Source organism: Paenibacillus phocaeensis, from assembly GCF_900021165.1.
GTDB lineage: Bacteria > Bacillota > Bacilli > Paenibacillales > Paenibacillaceae > Fontibacillus > Fontibacillus phocaensis.
Window position 1 is genome coordinate 186,884 of the sequence record NZ_FCOQ01000022.1, and the last position, 24,882, is coordinate 211,765.

Annotated in this window: 20 protein-coding genes; 6 read left to right on the top strand and 14 right to left on the bottom strand. The window is 44.6% G+C overall.

The window, feature by feature from the left end:
* Positions 1 to 37: 37 nt before the first annotated feature.
* Positions 38 to 460 (bottom strand): DoxX family protein, encoded by a 423-nt coding sequence (locus tag BN3795_RS16065; protein ID WP_068785704.1) that lies wholly within the window; start codon positions 458 to 460, stop codon positions 38 to 40.
* A gap of 282 nt (positions 461 to 742) precedes the next feature.
* Between BN3795_RS16065 and BN3795_RS16070 the strand changes: the two genes are divergently transcribed.
* Both BN3795_RS16070 and BN3795_RS16075 read left to right on the top strand, forming a co-directional pair.
* On the top strand, positions 743 to 1,396 hold the full coding sequence (locus BN3795_RS16070; protein ID WP_068785705.1) for a TetR/AcrR family transcriptional regulator: 654 nt from the start codon (positions 743 to 745) through the stop codon (positions 1,394 to 1,396).
* Positions 1,393 to 2,529, top strand: coding sequence for an alpha/beta hydrolase (locus BN3795_RS16075; protein ID WP_068785706.1), 1,137 nt, complete (start codon positions 1,393 to 1,395; stop codon positions 2,527 to 2,529). The genes BN3795_RS16070 and BN3795_RS16075 overlap by 4 nt, the downstream gene beginning before the upstream one ends.
* Before the next feature lie 150 nt (positions 2,530 to 2,679).
* Here the strand turns inward: BN3795_RS16075 and pssA are convergent, their stop codons facing one another.
* The 3 genes from pssA to BN3795_RS16090 form a co-directional block, all read right to left on the bottom strand.
* The gene (pssA, locus tag BN3795_RS16080; protein ID WP_068785707.1) at positions 2,680 to 3,201 is read right to left on the bottom strand and encodes a CDP-diacylglycerol--serine O-phosphatidyltransferase; all 522 of its coding nucleotides are present in this window, start codon (positions 3,199 to 3,201) and stop codon (positions 2,680 to 2,682) included.
* 111 nt (positions 3,202 to 3,312) lie between these two features.
* On the bottom strand, positions 3,313 to 4,644 hold the full coding sequence (locus BN3795_RS16085; protein WP_068785708.1) for a HAMP domain-containing sensor histidine kinase: 1,332 nt from the start codon (positions 4,642 to 4,644) through the stop codon (positions 3,313 to 3,315).
* Entirely contained in the window at positions 4,637 to 5,329 is a 693-nt protein-coding gene (locus tag BN3795_RS16090) for a response regulator transcription factor (protein WP_068785709.1), read from the bottom strand. The genes BN3795_RS16085 and BN3795_RS16090 overlap by 8 nt, the downstream gene beginning before the upstream one ends.
* Before the next feature lie 161 nt (positions 5,330 to 5,490).
* On the opposite strand from BN3795_RS16090, the gene BN3795_RS16095 reads away from it, so the two are divergent.
* Positions 5,491 to 6,159 (top strand): TVP38/TMEM64 family protein, encoded by a 669-nt coding sequence (locus tag BN3795_RS16095; protein WP_068785710.1) that lies wholly within the window; start codon positions 5,491 to 5,493, stop codon positions 6,157 to 6,159.
* Positions 6,160 to 6,244: 85 nt separating this feature from the next.
* Here the strand turns inward: BN3795_RS16095 and BN3795_RS16100 are convergent, their stop codons facing one another.
* From BN3795_RS16100 to BN3795_RS16115, 5 genes are all read right to left on the bottom strand, one after another.
* A complete protein-coding gene (locus BN3795_RS16100; RefSeq protein ID WP_068785711.1) occupies positions 6,245 to 6,904 on the bottom strand; it encodes a hypothetical protein in 660 nt (219 codons plus the stop codon).
* Positions 6,905 to 7,000: 96 nt separating this feature from the next.
* Positions 7,001 to 7,315, bottom strand: coding sequence for a sensor histidine kinase (locus BN3795_RS25110; RefSeq protein ID WP_110945207.1), 315 nt, complete (start codon positions 7,313 to 7,315; stop codon positions 7,001 to 7,003).
* Positions 7,251 to 7,622 (bottom strand): response regulator transcription factor, encoded by a 372-nt coding sequence (locus tag BN3795_RS16105; protein WP_232729951.1) that lies wholly within the window; start codon positions 7,620 to 7,622, stop codon positions 7,251 to 7,253. Before BN3795_RS16105 ends, BN3795_RS25110 begins: the two co-directional genes overlap by 65 nt.
* A 107-nt stretch (positions 7,623 to 7,729) precedes the next feature.
* Positions 7,730 to 9,547, bottom strand: a complete 1,818-nt coding sequence (locus tag BN3795_RS16110) for an ABC transporter ATP-binding protein (protein ID WP_068785712.1) — start codon at positions 9,545 to 9,547, stop codon at positions 7,730 to 7,732.
* Positions 9,540 to 11,276, bottom strand: coding sequence for an ABC transporter ATP-binding protein (locus BN3795_RS16115; protein ID WP_068785713.1), 1,737 nt, complete (start codon positions 11,274 to 11,276; stop codon positions 9,540 to 9,542). The genes BN3795_RS16110 and BN3795_RS16115 overlap by 8 nt, the downstream gene beginning before the upstream one ends.
* Positions 11,277 to 11,407: 131 nt before the next feature.
* Between BN3795_RS16115 and BN3795_RS16120 the strand changes: the two genes are divergently transcribed.
* Positions 11,408 to 12,253 carry a MerR family transcriptional regulator gene (locus tag BN3795_RS16120; protein ID WP_068785714.1) on the top strand — a complete coding sequence of 282 codons (846 nt, stop codon included), beginning with the start codon at positions 11,408 to 11,410 and terminating at the stop codon, positions 12,251 to 12,253.
* Positions 12,254 to 12,442: 189 nt separating this feature from the next.
* Here BN3795_RS16120 and BN3795_RS16125 read toward each other — a convergent pair whose 3' ends face one another.
* A complete protein-coding gene (locus BN3795_RS16125; protein ID WP_068785715.1) occupies positions 12,443 to 13,447 on the bottom strand; it encodes a phosphotransferase family protein in 1,005 nt (334 codons plus the stop codon).
* 38 nt (positions 13,448 to 13,485) lie between these two features.
* Positions 13,486 to 15,018, bottom strand: coding sequence for an NAD-dependent epimerase/dehydratase family protein (locus BN3795_RS16130; protein ID WP_068785716.1), 1,533 nt, complete (start codon positions 15,016 to 15,018; stop codon positions 13,486 to 13,488).
* Between the two features lie 174 nt (positions 15,019 to 15,192).
* Between BN3795_RS16130 and BN3795_RS16135 the strand changes: the two genes are divergently transcribed.
* Entirely contained in the window at positions 15,193 to 15,753 is a 561-nt protein-coding gene (locus BN3795_RS16135) for a TetR/AcrR family transcriptional regulator (RefSeq protein WP_068785717.1), read from the top strand.
* A gap of 42 nt (positions 15,754 to 15,795) precedes the next feature.
* On the opposite strand, the gene BN3795_RS16140 is transcribed toward BN3795_RS16135, so the two are convergent.
* Together BN3795_RS16140 and BN3795_RS16145 are read right to left on the bottom strand one after the other, a co-directional pair.
* A complete protein-coding gene (locus BN3795_RS16140; RefSeq protein ID WP_068785718.1) occupies positions 15,796 to 17,226 on the bottom strand; it encodes an MFS transporter in 1,431 nt (476 codons plus the stop codon).
* Between the two features lie 206 nt (positions 17,227 to 17,432).
* Positions 17,433 to 20,183: a glycoside hydrolase family 78 protein gene (locus BN3795_RS16145; RefSeq protein WP_068785719.1), complete on the bottom strand. Its 2,751-nt coding sequence runs from the start codon at positions 20,181 to 20,183 to the stop codon at positions 17,433 to 17,435.
* A gap of 139 nt (positions 20,184 to 20,322) precedes the next feature.
* Between BN3795_RS16145 and BN3795_RS16150 the strand changes: the two genes are divergently transcribed.
* The gene (locus BN3795_RS16150; RefSeq protein WP_068785720.1) at positions 20,323 to 21,543 is read left to right on the top strand and encodes a helix-turn-helix domain-containing protein; all 1,221 of its coding nucleotides are present in this window, start codon (positions 20,323 to 20,325) and stop codon (positions 21,541 to 21,543) included.
* A 37-nt stretch (positions 21,544 to 21,580) separates the two neighbouring features.
* Here BN3795_RS16150 and BN3795_RS16155 read toward each other — a convergent pair whose 3' ends face one another.
* A complete protein-coding gene (locus tag BN3795_RS16155) occupies positions 21,581 to 23,827 on the bottom strand; it encodes a glycoside hydrolase family 3 C-terminal domain-containing protein (RefSeq protein WP_068785721.1) in 2,247 nt (748 codons plus the stop codon).
* Positions 23,828 to 24,882: the final 1,055 nt, after the last annotated feature.

Below are 24,882 nucleotides of genomic sequence, written 5' to 3' on the forward strand. Positions count from 1 at the left end.
TTTTTTAGCATTCTCATCAGATTAATGTCACGACTTATTAGAGTCTGCGGCTTTTTGGACGCAGCGCCCAGGAAGCTATGCAAAGCACGGCATAGAAAAGTGGAAGAATAACATGGAATCCACCTACCCCATAATCATGAGCGAAGACATGAGATAAGGCCGCACCCGTCATTAGAAAGAACATACCGCTGTAAGCCCATTCCTTAAGACGGGGAAAACCTGGCATGATGATCGCAAGGACTCCAAGCAATTTCCAAGTCCCGAGAATATTCGTGATATATAAAGGGAAACCAATATCAGTCACTAAATCGACATTGCCACCATATCGCACCAATTGTCCGATCCCGCTTAATGCAATAGAGAATGCTAGAATGATGGTGACGGTCCAATAAGCGGCCGTCCTTCCGATATGACGGGTTCCAACCTTCGCGATCTTTTCATTACTGGTAATTGTACTCATTTCTATTCCTCCTCGTTTATTGAGTTCTTTTTATTTCTTCACAACCGGAATCCACATTTCTCCATCAACAAGGTTTATGCTGCCATCATCCCAGCTCCTTTTTTTGATCAGATCATTTGTTTTTCTTGATGGGTTAATCATAACGATAAATTATGTCAAAAAATGATACTGTTTAAAGGAGCCAATTAAAAGTTCATAAAGAATTATCGCTAAACCACTTGACTCGTGAACGTATTATCAGTATAGTGTGAATCAATTCATACCCATATTAAGGAGTAATCTATGCCAAAAAATACTTTCTTTCGTTTAGATGAAGCAAGGCGCGAGGAAATATCTAATAGAGCTATGCATCTTTTTGTTGATCATCTTTACGAGGATATAACTATGAAGATGGTTTTGGAGAGTTTGTCCATGCACCCCGGAACCTTTTATCGGTATTTTGAAGACAAAGACGACCTTTATTGTCTCTTAATACGTAATGTGACCCAGAAAAGAGCTGCGTATTTTAATAACAGTCATGAAGATTCCCTTTTCCAGTTTTTCCTTACTGGCTTATTAGGGAACGTGAATGGCATTGTGACCGAGCCGCTGAATGAGTTGGAAATCAAACTGACTGAAACACTTTTATACATTCCTGAGAACATTTTACTTAAAATCTATCTGAATGTGCTAAAGGGCGAGTCCTTCCCCTTAATCAAGGGCATTTTACGCCGAATGAGGGTTGATGGATATCTCCGACCGGATATTGACGACGACCTGATTTCTTTTATGTTTGAGTCCATGCAGTTTAATCTAGTCATGTTTTTTAGGGAATTCGATATTAAGGACTCTAAGCTGCAACATAAGATCAGCAAGTACTTTGCTGACTTTATGAGCCATGGGCTGCTTGAAGATCATAAATATTCTGAAATGGTTAAGGGGGAACAAGGAAAATGAAAACTTATGACGCATTTCCAGAACCAATTGGCAGCTATACTGTCGGTCGAACCCAGATGGATTTTGAGTACACGGCATCAGATCACTCAAACAGAGAACTGACAGCGTTTGTGTACTATCCGTCCGACAGTAGCGAAGGTAAAACTACATCAACGTATATGTTTCCTGAAGTCTACGGGATGTTTAATGAACAGCCACTTGTCACTGCGTTGAAAGATGCTTACTCTATAGATATCAAGACCCAGTGTTATGACGATCTTGCTCTCTCCGGGAAGGAAAAGCGCTATCCGGTATTATTCTATGATTGCGGCGGGGGCGGCTCTCCAGAATGGGGTACCGTGATCTGCACAGACTTGGCAAGCACGGGATATGTTGTGGTAAGCATCGGCCATCAGAACAGCACGATGTATAAGCGTAAAGACGGGCGTCTGTTTAATGTATCGAAGGATTTTTCGGATATCATTACGGCGTTTTCTGAAGATCCGGAGATGGTGGCGTTGGCTGGTAAGATGGAGATGCGGCCTGACGATGAAACGGCCATTGAGATGTGCCGTAACGTACTTACACTGCCGATACTTGCCAAGTTAACAAAGTATAGCGAATTACAGGCAGAAGATATAAGGTATGTCGCCGATGCTCTTTACAAACTGGACTCTGGAGAGCTGAATTCCATCTTTAAGGGCAGACTGTTGCTTGACATCGGCATGGGCATAGTCGGACATTCTTTTGGAGGGGCTACGACGGCGATCGTTTGCCGGGACGACGACCGGTTCGCCTGCGGGATTGGCTTGGATAGCGGCGCGTTCGGCCTTCTTGACAGCGACCTTAAGAAACCCTTCTTGCTGCTGTTTCGTGAACCGAACTATAATATGAATGCGATAATTGGCGCTAACAATAGCATGGAAACCTATTATTTCTCCGTTGATCGTGTTGGGCATTTAGATTACTGCGATATCGTGTTTACCAGTGTTAATGAGGAACTCAGAGGCGAACGGGATGCTATGGAGATGCGAAATCTTGTTACAGACTATACGAAGAACTTTTTTGGTCATTATCTACTGGAGAAGGCTGCAAGTATAGAAAGTCTGGCATACGATGGCGTGAATTTGATCAAGAAGACCAGCAACAAGTGATATAACCGAGAGGTTGCAGATAAACGCATGTCAAAGCGCTAGCCGTATAGACACAGAACCGATAACCCTATTACGCGGTGATCGGCTCCCGCTTATGAGCACGTGCTGCAGCCTCCACCCTTCCTTGATATGAGTATAAATCACTCCTAATTATATTTTCTTGAATTTTATATTTGATACCATTAAATAGGATAGAGCAAGCAATGTAATTACGGATAGAAGTGATAAACGATCCGTGCTCGGGGCAAACACCGAGCAGGTGGAGAGAATGAAACCTGCCACGGTAATTGGAATTCCACTGAAGGTGCCTTCAAATTTTTTTATATTAAACCGCGCTAACCTATACGAACCGCTGAGGACATAGAACAATAGCGCAACTATACTCACAATCTTCATCAAGCCAAGCTCAGCAAAATTGAATTTAAAATAAACAAGTAGTGCCGGAGCAATCCCAAAGGAAACCAAATCCGCTAAGGAATCCAGTTCTTTTCCGAATTCACTGCAAACATCTAATCGTCTGGCGATTCTTCCATCATATCTATCTATAAATGCTGCAATTATGATATACATGGCACTTGCGAAGTAATGTTGATTAATGACCTCGACAATGGAAAGTACCCCGAATGACAAATTAACAAAGGTAAGCAAATTGGGAATATTCTTTATAAACATAGTTTCTCCTCACTAATCATGCATTTTATTGTTTTTGGCTTATGATTTACAAGATTATGTGAGATTTCTTAAGATGAGGGGTACATATTTCTTAAGAATTCTTAAGTCACCCTATACTGTTTTATTTGAAATGACAGGTAACGTAATCTGAAGTAAAAAAGTATCTTTTCGGACCGATACTGCCATTGTCCCGTTGTGCTGCTGTATTATTTTCTGGCAACTCACGAGCCCAATTTTGTTGCTCTCTTCCTTTTCGGCCTCCTGTAAAATCTTATTCTCGACTGAAAGTTCGACCCATTGGGGTTTCAAGGAAATCTGAATATGAACGGGATGCGTTGGATCTGCGTACTTTCGAATATTTGAAAATAGGTTATCGAATACGCGGCGTATCGCGACCAAATTGATTTCCAGCAAAAATTTCTCATGGTTTGGCTCTGCCTGAACTTGAACATCTACATTCTCCAAAACCACCAGCTGCTCGTCAATGAGTTGATCGATAAGCGCTCTGCCCTCATAAATCTCATACTCCACATCTTCTTCTTCATCTGCAGAGGATACCGTAAAATATTCGAATAGTTTGTCCGACAGTGCTTTGATTTGATAAGCCTTTTCCCGGCTATTATGGATATACTGCAGTAAATCCTCATGGTTCTTATATTTGTTAAGCTCTATGATATCCATATATCCCAAAAGAATGGTAAGTGGAGTGCGCAAATCATGTGAAATTGCCGTGATCAATTCTCGATTGGCCATCCTGACCCGCTCCTCACTGCCGAGCCGCTCAACAAAAGATTTCCTCATCTCATCAATACTCTGGGCCAAAGAGGATAGTTCATCTTTTCCAGATATCGTAATGGAATAATCCAAATTTCCACCTTCAAGGATCTTAATCTCTTGTTCAAGCACACCAATATAGGATGTCTTCCTATTAATGATCAGTAAAAAGGAAACAATGAAGGTAACGGCTGCTATGAAAACACCGACAACCAAAATGAGATTGTAGTATTGATACTCGTAGAAGCCTACCAAGTAGACCTGGGCATCCTGATCCGCAAAATGGATGGTGGTGATGGGGATTTCCGAAGGCACGAATTGAGTTAATAGCTCTTCATTAATAGCAGGATCAACCTCTTGATTTGAGGAGAAAATCAATTTCTCATTTGCAAAAATATACAGCTTCAAGTATCGTTCATGACTTATCCATGTAGATAATTGCTCATAATCGCGGGTGGACACGTTTTGGCTATTCACGAACTCTTCGAATTGTTTCAGCGCGTCTTGCTGCCTATTTTCCACAAAAGCGGATTTGCTTAAATAATTATTTAACACTGTCTCGCCTATGATTTGTAAAATGACGAAAACGCTTATAGAAATAACCAAAGAAATGAATACGGCCAGAATCAGCTTAAACTTCAGCTTTTTCCCCATGAGTAATCTATTCAATTTTGTACCCCTTCCCCCAAACCGTCTTTACATATTTAGGGTTTTGTGGGTCATCTTCCAGTTTGCTTCTCAAATTACGAATATGGACCATGACCGTGTTATTACAGGTATAAAAATAAGGCTGCCCCCAAACGCTCTCATAGATATTTTCAGCCGAAAACACCTTACGTCGTTTCTTAGCTAACAGCAGTAAAATCTGGTATTCAATTTCAGTCAAAGCGATTTCCTTCTCCCCCACAAATACCGTCTTTGCATCCTGGTGAATCGTAAGATCTTTAATGATAATATGTTCCGTCTCCTCAGTCTTCTCCTTGCCGCGATAGACATAATACCTCCGCAGTAAAGCCTTCACTCTCGAAACGAGTTCTGTGTAAGAAAAAGGTTTGGACAAAAAGTCATCACTGCCTGAAGAGAAGGCCAGTTGTTTGTCAGAATCCTGCGATTTCGCAGTAAGGAACAGAATCGGTGCGCTTGTTTTCTCACGAATCTCCAAACACGCCTTCAGCCCTGATTTATTAGGCATCATCATATCTAAAATAATGAGATCCGTCTCTTCATTTACTTTATCAATCGCATCTTGACCATCTATCGCTTCAATCACTTCATAATTCTCGCTTTCCAGCAATATTCTTACAATTTCTCGGATTTCACTATTATCGTCGGCAATTAAGATTTGCTTGTTCATCTGATCACCCCATCTAACATCAGTATAATAAGTGTTTTGTGCAACTACCAGTAAATACAGTCGACTTAAGAATTCTTCAGAAGTGATGTAGGTAACTCTTAATGTATCCTGTTTATACTAGAAAACATGAAGAGATCATCATACAAAGGAGTTTTTGAGCGGTGCCACAACTTTCGAAAAAAACAGTCGTAACCCTACTATTAGCTCTAACCCTCATATTGTGTATTGGTTTACTGATCTATTATTCTTCTGCCCTTATAGAGATTATGTCGTCCATGGACAATTTTAGCGCGTACATCCGCTCAACAGGTCATTGGGGTCCCGTCATGTTTATCTTATTCCAGATTCTTCAGATTGTAGTTGCGCCTATTCCAGGAGAAGTCGTACAAATTGCAGGCGGTTATATTTACGGGGTTACACTGGGGTCCTTGTATACTACAATAGGGTTAATATTAGGCTCAGCGATGGCTTTTTATTTCACTCGGTTTATCGGCCGCGACTCTATCTCAAAGATCCTGCAAAAGAAAAAGTATAAGTGGATGGCGTTCATTCATGATGAGAAAAAGTTTTCGGTTTTTTTATTTCTCTTTTTCGTGATTCCAGGTTTGCCAAAAGATTTGCTTGTTTTTGTTGCTGCTCTGACATCCATGAGTTCATTCCGATTTTTCTTGATCCTCATCGTTGGTCGTCTGCCGTGGATCATCGCATCTGCCGCTGTGGGGTCAACCATTCAAATGCAGCAATACAGCATAGCGATTATTATATCTGTGATCGCTGTTATCGGTTTTGTGCTCGGATATATCTATAAAGATAAAATCATGAAATACTAAAGTTTGGTAACACAACAAGGAGAATATATTTCAAGGTGGCAGATAAAACGAAAAAAGCCGCTTAATTAGCGACTTTTTGAATTACTCAGTCCAAAAGCGTGCTTATGCGAATACGGTCAATCTTGTCATCCTTGAGATGGAACGTCATTACATCCACATAGTTGGCCGGCGTATACCGGTATTCATCTTCCGCGCTGGTCGCTCCATTTCCCGTCAGGTTCCCTTCGGGATACGTTTTCTTAAGCTCTTCAAGACTGTCGCCGACTTTAATATTGCGGATTGTGGCATATTCAGGGGCGGTCATTTCAATCGTAGTGATATAGAAATCGGTCCCTTCTCCCGTATTGAAGGTTTCGATTTCGAGCCCTGGAAAGGTGTATAGATTTTTTGTACGGCCAATTAGCTGATCCATATTAGTCTTATCGTCTGCCGTATAGGTGTGGGATTTTTTCTCTTCCGCTTTCCCCAGCATGCTTTCGAGTTTTGCGTCATCAACGATATCGGAAAGGGCAATGGTATTGTCCTTGTAGACAAAAGCAAGCTCTTTCAGGATCACATTCCCGTCCTTGGGAATCGTTCCTTCCTTGATTACCCCGGAATCGGCGTTGCCGCCTGCCAGGTTACTGCCTGAAGAAGGTACGGGAGCCTCCGGCGCACTCTCCCTGGTCCCCTGACATCCCGCCAATAATGTCCAAAGAAGGACAATAGACAGCATTAGGGCAGCTGGTTTGCTTAATATTTTCATACGGATAACCTCCAAACTGTTTTTCTTAATCTTATGAAGTCATCTTACGAAAACAAATGATTAGTCTAATCACAATCTTGTAACATTCTTGTAACTTCACGCTAAGGGGAGCAGGATCGACACGGTAGTCCCGACGCCCACTTCGCTTTCCATCTCCAATTTACCGTCAAATTTCTCGACAATTTCTTTACATATGGAGAGCCCCAATCCGGAACCCTTGGCCACATGGGCATTTTCCGCCCGATAAAATCTCTCCTGCACCCGGGCAATTTCCTCTTCACGGATCCCAACGCCCTCGTCCCTTATTTGGATGACCCCCGTCTCCTGCCTGATAAACGTCTCGATTCTAACCCGTTTGCCGGTATGGGAATACTTTATGGCGTATTCTGGCGATAAGCTCCCGATTATCAAAAGGTTTGGTCAGATAATCTTCCGCCCCGAGCTCCAGTCCTAACACTTTATCTATAATCTCATTCTTCGCCGATAACATAATGACAGGAATGGCCTGTTTATGGGTGATTTCTTTACATAAGTCATACCCCGAATAATCAGGCAGCATTAAATCCAGTAAAACCAGGTCCGGTTTGAAAGCATCGAGCTCCTTGAGCCCCGTACCTCCGTCTTCCGCTGTCCGCACCTCATAATTTTCCCGTTTAAGCACAAGCTCCATTAAATCTCTGAGGGCAGCTTCATCATCAATAACAAGAATCTTCTTCACGCGATCCCTCCTCTCCTTACAAAGTTATTGTTATCGTATTATAGTATCAAATACATGGTTAAACACCAGTCTCCGGCGTTGCATTAGTTGAGGCTTGAATGTGTCCGTTAATCCCACTCAAAGGCCCCTGTGTACAATTGATAATAAATCCCTTTAGCTGCCAGCAATTGCTCGTGATCCCCGCGTTCCTTGATTTGGCCTTTTTCAAGAACCATAATGGCATCGGAATTTCGTACGGTAGATAACCGGTGGGCGATCACAAACACGGTTCGGCCCTCCATCAGATTATCCATCCCCTTCTGGACCAGCGCTTCTGTTCGTGTATCGATGGATGAGGTTGCTTCATCCAGAATCATGACGGGCGGATTGGCAATCGCCGCTCTGGCAATCGCCAGCAGTTGACTCTGTCCCTGTGACAGTCCATTGCCGCTACCATCAAGCCGGGTCTCATACCCGTCAGGCAAACGTTCAATAAAACTCGCCGCATACGACAGCTTCGCTGCCTGGATCACCTCATCATCACTGGCCTCCAGCCTCCCGTATCGAATGTTCTCAGCGACCGTACCCGAGAACAGATGGGTATCCTGCAGGACAATTCCCAGAGAACGCCGCAAATCTGCTTTTCGAATACGCTGAATATGAATGCCATCATAGATGATCTCGCCTTCTGTAATATCGTAAAAACGATTGAGCAGATTGGCTACGGTAGTCTTGCCCGCACCCGTTGCGCCTACGAACGCGAGTTTCTGTCCAGGCATGGCATATAACGTCATATTCTGAAGTACCTGTTTCTTTCCGTCATACGTAAAGCTGACGTCCTTAAACTCCACTTTGCCTTTCAGTACAACGCTTGTTCCGTCCTCCAGTTTCCAGACCCAACCGTCCTGATTCTGGTTTTTCTCCAAGGTCACACGGCCCTCATCTGCTTCAGGCTGTTCATCCATCAGGTTAAAGATCCGCTGAGCCCCTGCAAGTGCTACGACAAACATGCTGACTTGCGAGGAAATTTCGGCAATGGGCATTGTGAAATTACGGGATAAACTCAGAAAAGCAGCGATAATTCCCAGACTCAGACCGGCATTCCAGTCCGATAACGCCATAGCTCCGCCTGCAATGGCCACAAGCACGTAGATTAGTGTGGCCAGATTCGCATTGATTGGCATGAGGATATTCGAATATTTGTTAGCTGTCGCCGAGTCGTCAAATAATCTATCATTCAGACGGGCGAATTGTTCCATCACTTTTTGCTCGCGACCGAACACCTGCACCACTTTTTGCCCATGAATGATCTCCTCGATATATCCATCCACCACACCGATCGATTCCTGCTGCCGGAAAAAGTGCTGGGTTGCCTTAGTACCCACGGTTTTGGTAATCCAAAGCATGGCAAGCGCACCAAGCACAACCACGATCGTTAACGGCACATCCAGATACAACATCGTACCGAGAACGACCAACACGGTCACCGCAGTGGACAACAGCTGGGACAATCCATCCGTCAGCATCATGTTCAGCGTGTCCACATCGTTCGTGTAATGACTCATAATATCCCCGTGGGCTTTACGGTCAAAATATTTAATCGGCAGCTTCTGCATGTGATCGAATAAGCGGTCACGAATCCTCTTCATAATCTGCTGTGAGATCGTAATCATCAGCCGTTTCGAGACAAACGTACTAATGACCCCACCAGCGTAGATGACAGCCAGAATGATTAAATCCTGTAACAAGGCGTCAAACACGGGATTCTGATTTCCGAGCAACGGCGCAATATAGTCGTCGATCAACAATCGCAGAAAGGCCGCCGAAGCGACAGAGACGGCGGAACTAACCAGAACCAGGAACAGCGCCAATGCCGTTCTGAATTTGTAATATTTAAAGTAGGCTAGCAGACGTTTTATTGTCCGGCCGTAATTGATGTTATCCATCCAGTGCTTCACCGCCTTTCGTCTGTGTATAATAGGCCTCTTGATAAATGGTATTTCTGCCAAGCAGTTCCTGATGGGTTCCGATATCCACCATCTTGCCTTCATCCATTACGACAATCTGATCAGCATCTTCAACAGATGCAATACGCTGGGCAATCATAATTTTGGTTGTATCCGGTATGCTTTCCTTGAAAACGTTGCGGATTAACGCGTCTGTCCGTGTATCTACAGCGCTGGTGGAATCATCCAGAATCAGAATCTTCGGTTTTTTGAGCAAAGCTCTGGCAATACACAGTCTCTGCTTCTGACCTCCCGAAACGTTCGTACCGCCTTGTGCCAAGTGAGTGTCATATCCATCCGGGAACATGGAAATAAACTCATGTGCCTGCGCCGCTTTGCATGCTTCAATCAGCTCTTCATCGGACGCATTTTCATTGCCCCAACGCAGGTTCTCCTTAATCGTGCCTTCAAACAGGACGTTTTTTTGCAATACCATCGCGACCTGGCTGCGAAGCACACTTAGATCATATTCCTTCACATTGACTCCACTGACAAGGACTTCACCCTCGCTGGCATCATATAGACGTGGAATCAGTTGCACCAAGGTGGACTTTGCACTGCCCGCAGCTCCTATAATACCGATCGTCTGTCCCGAAGCAATTCGCAGATTGATACCTGAAAGAGCATCATTCTCGGCTTTATCGGAGTAACGGAAGGACACCTTACGGAATTCAATCTCTCCACTGTGCAGCTCTGTAACTGGCGATTCGGGGCTGGTGATGTCCGGCTGTTCACTTAACAGGTCATGAATCCGTCCCGCCGAAGCACGAGCAATGGCGACCATAATGACAACAATGCCCAGGGTCATCAAACTCATTAGAATTTGCATCGAATACGCGAATACACTGGTAAGCTCGCCGGTAGTCATGCTTCCACCCACAACCAGTTTGGCTCCAATCCAGGAGATGATCAGCATCACGGCATACAGCACAATTTGCATCAGGGGAAGTTCGTACGATAGAATGCGTTCTGCCTTAACCATCTGTGCAAATATCCGCTGGGATACAGCCTGAAACTTGGATACCTCACGCTCTTCACGCACATAGGATTTCACGACCCGAATGCCGCGTACATTTTCCTGAACAACTTTATTCAGATCATCGTAACTGCCAAAGGCTCGCTCAAAAATCGGAAAAGAATACTTCATGATGAGGATCATGCCAATGGCCAGCACAGGGATAACAACCATGAACCAAGCAGCAATGGACGGGCTGATGCGATACGTCATAATCGTCGCAAAAATCATCAACACCGGACTGCGAAAGGCAATCCGGATAATCATCAAAAATGCATTTTGCACATGCGTAATATCCGTCGTTAGCCTGGTGACGATACCTGAGGTTGAGAATTTATCCATATTGGAATACGACAGCCCCTGCACATGACAGAACAGGTCGTAACGCAAATTTTTTCCGAACCCCGACATGGCAATCGCAGAATGCTTACCCGCCAGCGTTCCAAAGACCAGAGACACAAGGGCAAACAACACCAGAATCAAGCCGTACTTCATCACCTGATTCATCTGCCCCCCCGTGATCCCCTGATCAATTAATTCGGCCATAAACAGCGGGATAATGGCTTCCATGGCCACTTCACCAAGTAAAAACAAAGGGGTCAGCCACGTATCCTTTTTATATTCCCGTACACTTTGCAGTAATTTCCGTACCATAAGCATTCTCCTCATCTGAAATAAGCACACTGATCTGCGATCTAGAAGTAGACTCACGATCAGAACAGATGCTATTATAAACTGTATAGTAACTATACAGTCAATTCGCTCTTTTTGACCTGGGGGTACTTATGCATCCAAATGAAATGCTGTCCATTAGTGCTTTTTCCAAGCTGTCCGAGGTTTCGCGCAAAACCCTCATTTACTACGACCGCATCGGTCTGTTCAAACCTGCCTTTGTGGCGGATAACGGTTATCGCTATTACAGCCGTAGCCAGTTTGAAACGATCAGCGTTATTCATATTTTTAAAGAGCTGGGCATGTCTCTGGAGGAAATTCAGCAGCATCTCGGTGAACGTTCTCCGGAAACTACCCTTCGATTGCTGCGTAAACAGGAGGAAAATCTGCAACTGCAGATCGCCAAACTGACTCGGGCGAAACAAATGATTATACAGCGTGCGGAAAATATAGAGCAATCCATGCATCTGAACACCAACCAAATGCATGTCATCTGGCAACCTAAAACCCCCTTGCTGCTGAGCCGCCGCATCTACTCATCCAAAAAGGAGTTCCCAGAGGAGCTCTGGGAGGATTTTCGGGCGCGGCTGAACAAGGAGCATGCGCCACTTGGATACCCCAGTGGGGTCATCATTCCTAAAGAAGATCTGCTGAAGGAGGATGGCGACAAAATCTCCCATATGTACAGCTTCATGACGACAACGTATCACAAACAGGCCTATATGCCGGAGGGTTTCTATCTCGTGTCTTATGCCAGAGCAGATTACGGGGATACCGAGAAGATCTATACGCAAATCTTTGAATTTATCAAGAAGAAACAGTACATCATTAAGGGCGATGCTTACGAGGATTACATGCAGGATGAGATCGTATTGCAACATGCAGAGGATTATCTGGTTCGGGTAATGGTGCACATTGAGGAGCCGGCAGATACTTTATCCTATCAAGGGAATGCATAATGGGTACCAGCCTGCCCTCTAATAGGTACTCACCTGTACCCTCTAGTTGAAAAGAGGCAGCCAATCCTGTAGATTAGCTGCCTCTTTGATTTTATTGAGCTATCGTTTCCCTTTAGTTGAATCTGAAGTTCGCATAATTCCACGCCAGGTAAGTGGCCTCAAGGATTCCGATTCTCTCTTGCTCGCACACTACAGCTCCAGACTCTTAAGACAATTATTTACCACTTGTTGAGAATAATGATATTGAAGCTTGCCGTAGATAAATCCATATCTGTACGTCTCCACCGACATGATCAGAAAAATATACAATCTATATAATTCGATTCGTTTTAAATCTTCAGAACTAAGCACTTTATTATCGTTTAGCCTTCCGTTATAGCTCTTCCAGAACCCCGGCTCCTCTCTGACATCCTTGAATAAAAGAAATGCCGGCGGAAAATCAGCATACGGGTCCCCCCAGAAGGAGCGCTCAAAATCAATAATGGCTTCGATTTCATAGTCATTGCCGTTCAGAACGAGCATAATATTCCCCGGCCAAAGATCAAAGCTGACCAGACTAGGCGAATTAACAGCTTCTAGCAAATGCTCTTGCTTACGAACTACTCTCTCAATGCGTTCATATGGCAGTTTAACCTTCAGCCTCTCTCCGTCGGCAAGGATGGATTTCAACATGTGACGATAGGCTTCTCTCCAGGATGAGAATTGATACTCTGGTTTGTCGGTGAAATATCCAAAGTAATTCCCTCTAATCTGGTGTAGCTGAGCAAAATAATCGCCTAACTTACTCTTAAGGGACTCCTTCTGATTCTGGCTGATTTTTCTGCGGAGGCTGTGCATACTTTGACCTTTTAGCGCACTCATAAAGAAGTAATCACTAGGGATTAAACTTCTGCTGAAATCAGAGCAAATCACTCTTGGGGCCGGTATGGACGTTTCCGCGGATATTTTATGATACACTTCCACTTCTGTCTGCATTAGATGATGCTCATAAGAGAGCAGTTCCGTTTCAGGCGGAGACGATACTTTTAGCACTAGCGGTTCAAGTCCACCCGTTCTTTGGATCAGATATGCTGCATTAAACATCCCGCCTTTTAATTCCTGAATGGAGCTCAACTTTCCTTCATCTCCGAAATTCACTTCAACTAGTTTAGCGATTTGCGTTTCAGATAATCTGAATTTAGTTTTACTCTTCATCGTCCCTCCACTTTCCTGCTGGTTGGCGTCTATTTTAGCTAGGAATGATCGGCGACATCTAATTCAGATACAATTTTTGTATATTCCCGGCCATCATCCTTGCCTTGAATAGGGTACCATACTTGGGCGAAAAACGGCTCGCGTTTAGCGCGTTCTTTGTAATTCCAGGTTTCGCGCTCACATTGAGGGCAGAAATGTCCACCCTCCAGAACCAGTTTGGGGCTGGCACTAAAGGTATGGCCGAATGCACATTTGAATTTGAGCTTATTCGTCCAATTCCCCGTCTCCATCTCTGTAGACAGGCATTCACCCCCGCGGAAGATGGCAGCCCCTTTCATATCTTCAATATTTAATTGTGAAGCAGGCTTATTCTCATCATAACCATGGTCAAGCTTAATCACTGTATTCCAGTCAGAGAATTTCTTCATCTCGGATAGCTTCTCCGGAATCGCCTCCCAGTTTGCCTTGCTTCCCCAATAAGCATCGATTTTCTCAAGATCATTATCCTCTATAAAACGCAGCGTTCCCCGTTCTTTCACAGCCTGCTTTTTCATTGTACGTTTAATCATAGCCCCCATGAATTTTTGCCCTCCCGGGAGCTTTGTGATGACCTTCGCCACGGGGACGAGTGCGCCAAGATTATCGAGGTAGCTCTGATAGAAGTACTCCATCGTATCCCGGCGGAAGTGGAAATAATCCTCCAGCTTGTCAGAATCCAGGTAGTATTGTCCATGGAAATTCCGGGTGGCATACCATTTAGGATCGATAACATAATCAAGATTGGTAATGCCAAGCTTGCCGTACAGTACTTGGTACATCTCAAGCGTGCTGACCCGGCAGCTTTCGCCTCCGCCAATATTGTAAATATGCTGCCAGAATGCTTGATCAAGCTCTCCGTCAATATCCTGGATGCACAGGTTACGCATTAATCGTCCTGAATCCCGGTCCGACACATACTCAAGCACATTTTCCAGACAATTATGGAACATAATCGGGTCCTGAATCTTGCTCATCGCAGGGCCCATAATCCCCGTCTGACGGAGACTCACCCAGTAGCTCAGTCCGGATTCAATCACCATACGCTCGGCAGCGATTTTAGAGACGGCATAGTAATCATACACACTTGGCTTGAGAGGGTCTCCGACACGTCCCCAATGGATCGGCGGCATACGGTCTCCTGTTTCAGCAATTGTACCAATATTTACAAAACGCGTTATCCCCGCACGGCCGCTTTTCTTAATAGCGTCAACAATGTTTTTAGCTGAACCATAGTTAATCTGCATGGCCCGTTCAGGAAACTCATCAGCCGTAGGAGAAACAAAAGCGGCGATATGAAGGATAATGTCGGCATCCTTCACACAATCCTCCACCAGGCTGCGATCCAACAAATTACCGTAGACTACTTTCACACCATTCAGCCCTTCATAGGGCTTGAGCTTCTCACGGCTGTTCGGATTGTCTAAATCAAAGAGCAGCAGTTCGCATTTCTCCAGATCGTTGATGAGCAGCTTTAATGTCTCTCCACCCATATTGCCTGCTGCGCCTGTAATCATGATCTTTTTTTTCTTCATTAATCGTTCACCTGCATCATTAGTTTATTGACAAGTCTTTCGTCTACCTTCATACTACAGACACGGTGTCTATTTAACAACCACCAGTTGTTTTATGCTTTGATGTAATCTAGACATTCGAGTGCGAAGTGTCTATTTATTATAGAAATTTTATGATTTGGAGATGAATGGACTATGAATCAGCGGGAACGATTAACCAAACTGCTGCTGAAACAGAGCCTGATCAGCTTGCTCAAAGAGAAAAAGATAAGCCAAATTAGCGTGAAGGAATTGTGCACCGCAGCAGGCATCAACCGCTCCACGTTCTACTTACATTATGCCAATGCTTATGACCTGCTTGAACATGTTGAACTGGAGATTATTAATAACACAAGTGCCTATCTGGATAAAATTGAAGCGGGAGACAACGGCACTACTTACATCCTGGCATTTCTAGAATACATTAAAAAGGATGAGGAGCTATTCACTGTCATGCTCCTCACCTCCAATGAAAACGTGTTATTTCCCAAACGCCTGCTGAATGAAATCCTCAAGAATATTGATAGCCAGCTTCAACTCAACGTACCTGAACGGTTGAAACGGTATACTTATTCTTACCTGGTCAATGGAAGCCTGGCAATCATCCAGGAATGGATACAAGAAGGATTTATGATCTCCAGTAATGAACTGGCAGAGCTCATCTTCTCTTTGGCCGACCATTCCTTAGTGGCGATTGCACAGCTAGAAAAGAAGTGAGTAGCTTATTGCTGGCGGAACCTGGAATTGATCATATTCAGATTAATGTTGATTACGGCGTTCTTCCAGTTCTTTAACGATCTGAGGATACTTCTTATCTAAGTCGTACTTACGCAGGCAGAGATACGTAAGCACGAGTATTGCCACAGGAAGATATACAGTAAGAACAAGAATACTGGTTATTGCGGAATCAGGTTGTGCGGCTAATGTTCCATCATAATCCCCCATTGCCAGAATCCACCCGATCATCGCTGCGGCTAGACCCATACCAATTTTAACGCCAAAGCTGTTTGCACTATTGACCATCCCCACCAAACGCTTGCCTGTCTTCCATTCCCCGTACTCTACAGTATTATTGACGAGCACCCCGCCCACAGCCATCATTGGGATGGTTGCCAGAGTTGATATTCCACCGAGCACTAATGCAGCGACAAAGCTATACGGCATGAAACAGCGGATACCCGAGGCAGCGATTCCGACGATCAGCCCGATACGTGCAGTGCTGGAAAGGCCAAACTTTTTAATCATTGGACCCACGAGAGCGAAGCCTAAAAATACCGGAATTAAACCAATAGCACCCATGATTCCGATCAGATCCTCATTACCTAAAATATATTTGGTATAATAGATCCCCGTTGAGCCGTTAAGCGTATACATCATATTAATAAATAACTGAGCAAACAACATGATGATCCAATATTTGTTCTTAAACAGGAGCTTTATACTTTCCCAGAAGGGCACGTTATCGCTTTCATTTAAATTTACATTAGCATTGTTCTCTTTGGAGGAAAGGAAGGTCAGGACTAGGGCAATGGCTGACAATAATCCAAGCACGACTGCAACGATGATCCAAGCCTTCTGATCTCCGCCAAGCCTATTGGTCACAGGAATTAGTGCAATGGAGATAATCATTCCGATAATATATCCGAAGATTGTACGGGTAAGCCCCATCTTACCGCGTTCTTCAACGCTTTTCGTACGAATGGCCATTAAGCTGCCGAACGGAATAGCAATCCCTGTATAGACAATGGCAGATGCGAATACTACGGTGGCCAAAGCATAGATCGTTTTCACAGTGCTAGATGCATCAGCGGGAACTGTAAATAGCAAAATGATAGCGGCTAGTGCCGGGAGAGCCATCCACAACATCCATGGCCGTGCTTTCCCATACTTCGATTTTGTGCCATCAACGATACGTCCCATGAGCAGGTCCGAGATCGCATTAACAAACTTGGTGATCAGCATGATTGTACCTACTGTCGCTGCTGCAATACCCACCTTGTCTGTATAAAAGTAAGTTAACATCCCAATGAGTCCGTTAATGGAGTTAAGTGCAATTTGGGCTGCACCGTCACCTAAGTAATGGTGAGGCCGCATCGTTTTTTGGATACCCTGGGCATCAGTACCTAACTCTTTCGATTTTTTGGGTGGCGTTACTACCTCTGTACTGTAAAGCTCCGTTGTTTCATTCATTATTTTTACCCCCGATTGTCATATAATGATAACGCTTTCTTCTCCTTATTTTAATCCTCTGTTATGAATAGATATGGTATCCTAATTGTTTTTTTGGAAATATGATTGCTAGCTCTATATTTATTATAAGCGCTTTCATTCCTGTGATTTCTAGTTCACCTAAAAATAAAAAGGGCACTGCAGTTATCCTACAACGCCCCCTTGTTTTAACGCATTGCCCCCTGCTCTTTCGGTTCATTTAATGTTTTCAGAACCAGTTTAAACAACATTGCTGTTTCCTCAGGGGTATTGGTCAACAATTCGCTTATAGAGAAATTATACGCATATTGTATCATCGGGTGGTCTAACATCCCGGGGGCATGTTCTTCAATAATTTGAACAGCTATCGGCTCTTCGATGACTTCCTTAAGCGTGGAGTCCAAGGTAAACCGCTCGATGTCCAGATTGGTCTGTGTAGGATATCTGAAGCAGTAATCTCCAGAACCGACTTCAATCGGGTCTTCCTGCTCAGGCAGCTTAATGACCGCAGTAGTATTGGCGGGAATCGTCACATTGACGATAATTTCTCCATTCCTGCAAGACCATGAGCTTTTGATTTCTCCATATACCGAATGATAAGTGCCTTCTACCGCACTTATTCCCTTTATGAACTGGGGATGGATCAGGATCTTCTTAAATCCGGGTTCGATTTGATTAATACCAGCCAGCTTCCTGTACATCCATTCTCCAATAGAACCATACGCATAATGATTTAAGGAGTTCATGCCTGATGTATCGAAATCTCCATTCGGGAGAATGGAGTTCCACCGTTCCCAGATGGTTGTAGCTCCCTTCTTAACTGCGTACAGCCAGGACGGAAAATCTTCTTTCAGGAACAAGATCCCCGCAAGCTCATGCATTTGATTCTCAGATAATACATGACACAGATATGGAGTGCCTACAAAGCCGGTGGTAAGGTGATTCTTATGCTGGGCAATATTGGACTCCAGGGTCTTGCGGACCCTCTCTCTGTGCTTGTCATCCACCAGATTGAAGTGAAGAGCTAATACGCAAGCCGTTTGAGTTTCGCTGACTAACCTGCCGGTTGCGGAAATATACTCTTCCTGAAACGCTGATTTGATTTGGCGATGAAGCGTTTCGTATTGGGACGCATCCTCAGATTTATTTAACACTCTGGCAGTCTTGGCAAGCAGCTCTGTGGAATAGGCATAATATGCGTTAGCCACCAGATACACATCCGTAGCCCCGGTTCGCTCATTGCTAATCTCTTCCTTATCAAGTGCGAGCCAGTCTCCGTATTGAAATCCTGTCTGCCACAGCCCATTAGCCCCGCAGCGTCCAGTGATGTAATCAACCCAGCCCTTCATGCTGTCGTACTGTTGCTCAAGCAGCCTGAGGTCACCATACATTTGATACATGGTCCAGGGAACAATAACTGCAGCATCGCCCCATGCAGCAGCTCCCTCCTGATTCCCCAGGATATTAGGGATTACTTGCGGAACCCCATATTCTTCAGTCTGCTCAGAAGCAAGATCGCGCAGCCACTTCGTGAAGAAGGAGGCCACATTCATGTTAAAGGCAGCCGTTCCGGCAAATACTTGAGCATCTCCTGTCCAGCCAAGACGTTCATCTCTTTGCGGGCAGTCCGTAGGAATGTCAAGGAAATTACCGCGCTGGCTCCATTGAATATTACTGAATAATTGGTTAACCATTTCATTGGAGGTTGTCAGGCGGCCTGTTTCCTCCAGATGTGAATGCAGTACGCAGGCGGTGAAAAGCTCCGGCTGAATGATCTCTAATCCTTCTACCGCGATGTAACGGAACCCATGAAAAGTAAAATGCGGCCGGAAGACTTGTTCTTTCCCGTTACAAATAAAGCGATCAATAGAGACAGCTTGCCGCAAAGTCTCTGGATACAAGTTCCCTTCTTTATCGAGTACCTCGGCATGCCGGATGGTAATGACCTGGCCCTCACGCCCGGTTATCTGCAGCTCTACAAATCCGGTCAGAATTTGTCCGAAATCAATAACCTGCTCTCCTTTGGGTGTCGTAAAGAACTTCACCGCAGGCAGCCTTCTGGTAATGCTGACCGGTTCACTTTCCTGGGCGACAAGACGCTCATTATTATAGGAGAATGGGACCACATCATATAGAGTATCGTCAACATAACAGGAGTCGTAGGTCTCTCCCATATAGATTTCGCTGGAGCGGATTGGTCCCTGCGTCACCTTCCAGCTGTCATCTGTTCTAATCATTTCTTTAGACCCATCTGTATAGACAATATGCAGTTCTGCGATAGCGGCCACTCTGTCCCCGTAATGATTCGGAGTGCAGGTAAAACCAAAGATACCTTTATACCAGCCATTTCCAACTGTGATCTCTATTTTATTATGCCGCTCCAGCAGTCCGTCTAAGTTATAGGTCTGATATTGTAACCGCTCATTGTAATTCGTCCAGCCAGGAGCAAAATAACGATCCCCTACCCGATTCCCATTAATAGAAATCTCATAAACTCCTAATGAGGATGCATAGAGACGGGCTGATTGTATATCCTTTTCTACAGTGAAAATCTTTTGGAACACCGGAGGTGCAGGTTCATCGTCCGGGAAGGTATGCGTGATCCAATCCGCTGTAAAGTTACTTCCCTTCAGAAGACCTGTTTCGAAATGTCCTTCAATGCTTGCCTGATTGTCTTGATTATCCCAAACGGTGACATGAATCTGATACAAAGTAGAGGCCTGAAGCGGGAGTCCCGCATACTCTACCAGAATTGAAGTGTCCGCTTCCACCTTACCTGATTTCCAAACCTCCTGAGTATCCTTGGTTACAGTGATCTGATAGGCAGTCTGCATCACTCCTTGCGCTGAAGAAACCAAATGCCACGAGAAACGCGGGTTGGGTACATCCAAGCCAAGGGGATTGTCCATGTATTCAATGCGAAGATTGTTTAACTCCATCTGTATCCACCTTTCGATAAGTCCAGATTTTTTATGATACCGCTTACTAAAGTTATTGTAATGAAATAGAAGTAAATAATATGGTATTATGATTGTAATTTTATAAGTTTAATACTCTGTATGATCTAAGGAGACTTATATGGAGCAAAGTGTTGAAAGCAATTGCAAGCTCATATCCGAGCTTTTTGAGCTGTCCGTGCTTTTTATTGATCCTGTCGGTGACGTCCTTGTTGAATGCTTGGATGATCGGATCTTAAATCCTCTGTATGGAAACGATAAACAATTATTCTTTAATGTTTTGGAATTAGATCCTGCGATTTGTAGTGAGGTCCCTGTCATTAGAAAAACGCTCTTTTCGGAAAATTACATATCCATGAGTGTGGTGAGTAACCAGGGTTTTGAAGGAACCATTATTGTAGGGCCCTCCTTGCCCTTCAAACTATTCGAGCACAAAATAAATGGGCTAATCAACGATACAAATCTCTTCGCTAACCGGGAGCAAGTCTTTCACTATTATCAGTCTCTTCCTGTCATAGCCTACGAGAGGCTGGTGAACATTGCCGTTCTGATCTATCAAATGTTCAGCGGCAAGTTCATTGCAGCCGATCAGATACAAGATCAACAGGAGCTGCAGGTTGAAGAAACCAAGATGCTGGATGCCATCCGCTTTGTACGAAACGATGAACTGGTCCCTCATCATAATCCCCTTAATGAAAAGAAATTGTTAACGATTATAAGAGAAGGCCAAACAGAAGCACTTAAGCGTTTCTCGCAGCTTGGCAAGGAGAATACAGGGATACTATCCAAATCAAGCCACATCCGCTCCAAAAAAAATCTTAGTATTATAGGCATTGCTTTAGCTGCCAGAGCTGCGATAGAGGGAGGGCTTCATTCAGAAATTGCCTTTTCGGTAAGCGATCTGTACATTCAACAATTGGAGGAATTGCGGACGGAAAAAGAAATTGATCAGTTATGTTTAGTTGCATTTTTTACGTTGACCGAAAAAGTAGCTCAGGTTAAGGAAGCCCGGTATTCTAAAATCGTCACCATCTGCAAAAATTATATTTATGACCAGCGATTCTCCAAAATCACCCATGAGTCCATTGCCGATCATGCCGGAATCAGCCCGAACTATTTGTCGGTTATATTTAAAAAGGAGACGGGTGTGCCGGTTAACGAGTATATCCAACAGATTAAAATCGAAGAAGCCAAAAATATGATTCAGTTTTCGAATACACCTCTGTCCGAAATTGGGTCACTCCTAAGCTTTTCTGATCAGAGCTATTTTACCAAGATTTTCAAGAAACATACGGGTCTAACGCCGAAGCAGTACCAGCAAACACAACATTTAAGAAAATAAGCCCGGTTCAACCGGGCTTATTGGACTTATACTTAAATTAGCTATTCACAGCGTTAAGGATACTCTGAAGTGTTTCTTCAGTGAACAGCCCATTACTCATCATGGCCGCGTTATGCAATGAAGTGTTCAGAATTAATTCGTCCATCCCCTCGCCAAGAGAGTTATCCGTAACCTCGTATTGTCCCATTGCTTCCATAATAGCAGCGCCACGGGGATGTTGAAGCAGCTCCGCAAAGGTAGAATGCCTTGTGATGGTTTGAAGCAGAACAGTACTTGATTCCACCACTACCGTGTCTCTTAGTTCGATATTTCTGGAAGAACTGCCGATGAGAATTTCGAATTCCCCCGTCTCAACAATCCAATCTTGATGCTTGGCATCGTAATACGCAAAGGATCGTTTATCCAGCTCAAATTGCACGGTTGTCTCTTCTCCTGGTTGAAGCGAAACCTTGGCATAGCCTTTTAACTCCTTGCTTGGGCGGGGGAGTGTTGATTCAATATCACGTACATATAACTGAACGACCTCTTTTCCAGCCATACGTCCGATGTTCCGAATTTTTGCTGTGATGGTCAAACGGTCTGTGTCCGGAATCTTTTTATGACTGAGCTGAAGATCGGTATACTCATATTGCGTATAGCTTAAGCCGAAACCAAAGGGAAATAGCGGTTCAACATCTCTAGTGTCGTAATGGCGGTAGCCTACGAATATGCCTTCTCTGTATTCCGCTGTCTCCCCATCCCCCGGGAAGTTCAAGTAGGACGGGTTGTGAATTAGCTTTTTAGGGAAGGTCTCAGCCAGTTTGCCGCTCGGATTGACAAGCCCATAGAGCAGATCAGCTATGGCTCCTCCGGATGCCTGTCCGCCTAAATATGCCTCGAGCACAGCTTTAACATTATCCAGCCAAGGCATTTCAAGCGGCCCTCCGTTGCAGAGTACAACTACAACATTGGCTTGTTCCGCAGCAACGGCTTCAATCAGCTTCCGATGGTTATCCGGCAACTGAAGATGTTTGCGGTCAAACCCTTCCGATTCATAACGTTCAGGCAGACCGGCAACAATAACGGCAACCTGCGACTGTCTCGCAGCTTCTACCGCCTCCTGAATCAGCTCTTCGTCGATCGCATCTGTATCTAGCGGATAGCCGGCCGCATACCTTATACTGGCATCAGTTCCGGCAATCTTAAGCATTTCTTCATATACCGTATCGAGCTTTGTAGGAAGAATGTGGGAGCTTCCCCCACCCTGATAACGCGGCTTCCGGGCAAAAGCACCGATTACCGCAACTGAATCCTTAGTTCCGATAGGAAGGATGTCCTCTTCGTTCTTGATCAAAACCATACATTCTCCAGCAATTTCACGGGCCTTAAGATATTGAACCTCAGGATCAACGGTAATATGACCCTGCTGGCTGTCGATCGCTTTAAAGACAAGTGTTAAAATTCTGCCTACCGTCTGATCAAGCGCAGCTTCGCTCAGTCTGCCGGATTGAACAGCTTCAATAATCTTCTTGCTCCCGACTCCGTTACTGGATGGCATTTCAAGATCCATACCGGCAGCAACTCCCAGGTCCCGTTCGTTGACAGCTCCCCAGTCCGAGATCACTGCACCCTCAAATCCCCATTCTTCGCGAAGAATGTCTGTTAATAAACGGGTGTTCTCTGAACAATACTCACCGTTCACTTTGTTGTATGCAGCCATGACCGTCCAGGGTTTTCCTTGTTTAATGGCATATTCAAAGCTGGCAAGATAAATCTCCCGCAAGGTTCGTTCGTCCACTTGGGCATCGACTGACATTCTTTTGAATTCCTGATTGTTTACGGCAAAATGCTTAATGGAGGTTCCTACGCCCTGACTCTGTACGCCTTGTATATAACTGGCTGCCAGCGTTCCTGACAAATAGGGGTCCTCTGATAAATATTCAAAGTTCCGGCCGCATAATGGGGAGCGCTTGATGTTCACTCCCGGTCCCAGAACAATCGATACATCCGCAGCTGACGCTTCCAGTCCAATCATGGAGCCCATTTTCTCTGCGAGCTCGGTATTCCAAGAGGAGGCAAGACCGCTTCCGGTGGGGTAGCAGGTGGCAGGAACACTTTGGTTCACGCCAAGGTGATCAACCTCCCCTTCTTGCTTCCGAAGTCCATGGGGGCCATCTGTCATCATAATCGAAGGTATTTCGAGACGTTCGATGGGTAGGGTGTTCCAGAAATCTTGTCCAGAGCAGATTGCCGCTTTTTCTTCCAGGGTCATTTGACTGATAATTTCTTGTATATTACGCTCCATGTGTTCTCCTCCAATGATAATCAAATCTAATGAGATCGCTTACTTTATTAGAATAAGGCGATGCTGCCAAATAGTATGGTAATTTGATATCTTTTTTGGGAGCATAGTATTAAAGCATCACCGATAACATGAACAGGGGTATGATGCTCATTGCAAAAATGCTGGAGCGATTACGACTATATTATATTAATAAATTCCAAATCCATATGTTGGGCAAGACGGAATTCCACCGTTAAAGGGATAGATGGTGACGGCCATTGAAGGAGATCATTTCGACGAAATGAATTAGAGTGGTACCGCGGGTCAACCCCGTCTCTATACGTAGAGGCGGGGTTTTTTGTTGTTAAAATTCGGCATGGCCTTAAGATATATACGCTAAAAATCCGTTGTTTGGAGGCACTCCAGACCTCCTTAGAAGTATCCGTATTTGACAGGAAGTTTCGCACCAGAAACCATTTTTTTCGATAGAGGAGTTGAAATTTATGCCACATTCAGAACAACCGAAGCAACTCTCCACGACGCTCGTTCGGATTCGCAGCCGCATTAATGTTTGGGCTCGCGTATAGGCACGATCGCTTGGAACCGCTGGGGATGGCTCGGCGCGTGCGCCATAGGTGGAGGCATGGCAACAGCGACCTTCTATGATTTGGCTCGGTCATCGCCTGATCTATCCGCGACGCGATTTGCCGTAACCAGCTCCAGAGACTCGGCCCACCCGGTTTTAGTACATGAACGCCACAAAGCTGGATTTGAATCCAATTGAAGAGACGCCCGCACGAGTCTAGGGCGTCTTCAACCTTGTATTCATAGCATATGTTTGTCTGTATAAAGGTATTTTAGATATTATCTGAAGGTTATTGCTTGGACTTCCAAATCACGCACTTTTCTGAAGTCCAATCTCACTTCATGTTTAGTATGCTTCCATTCTTTCATCAATGCCATTCCGGCTTGCGGACTGCATCATTGAACTGTTCCAACAACACGCACAATGTCTCTTCCGTAACCTTTAGCCAAGAAAGCCATGGCAACCGGCCACCAAGGCGGGTTCTCTTCCT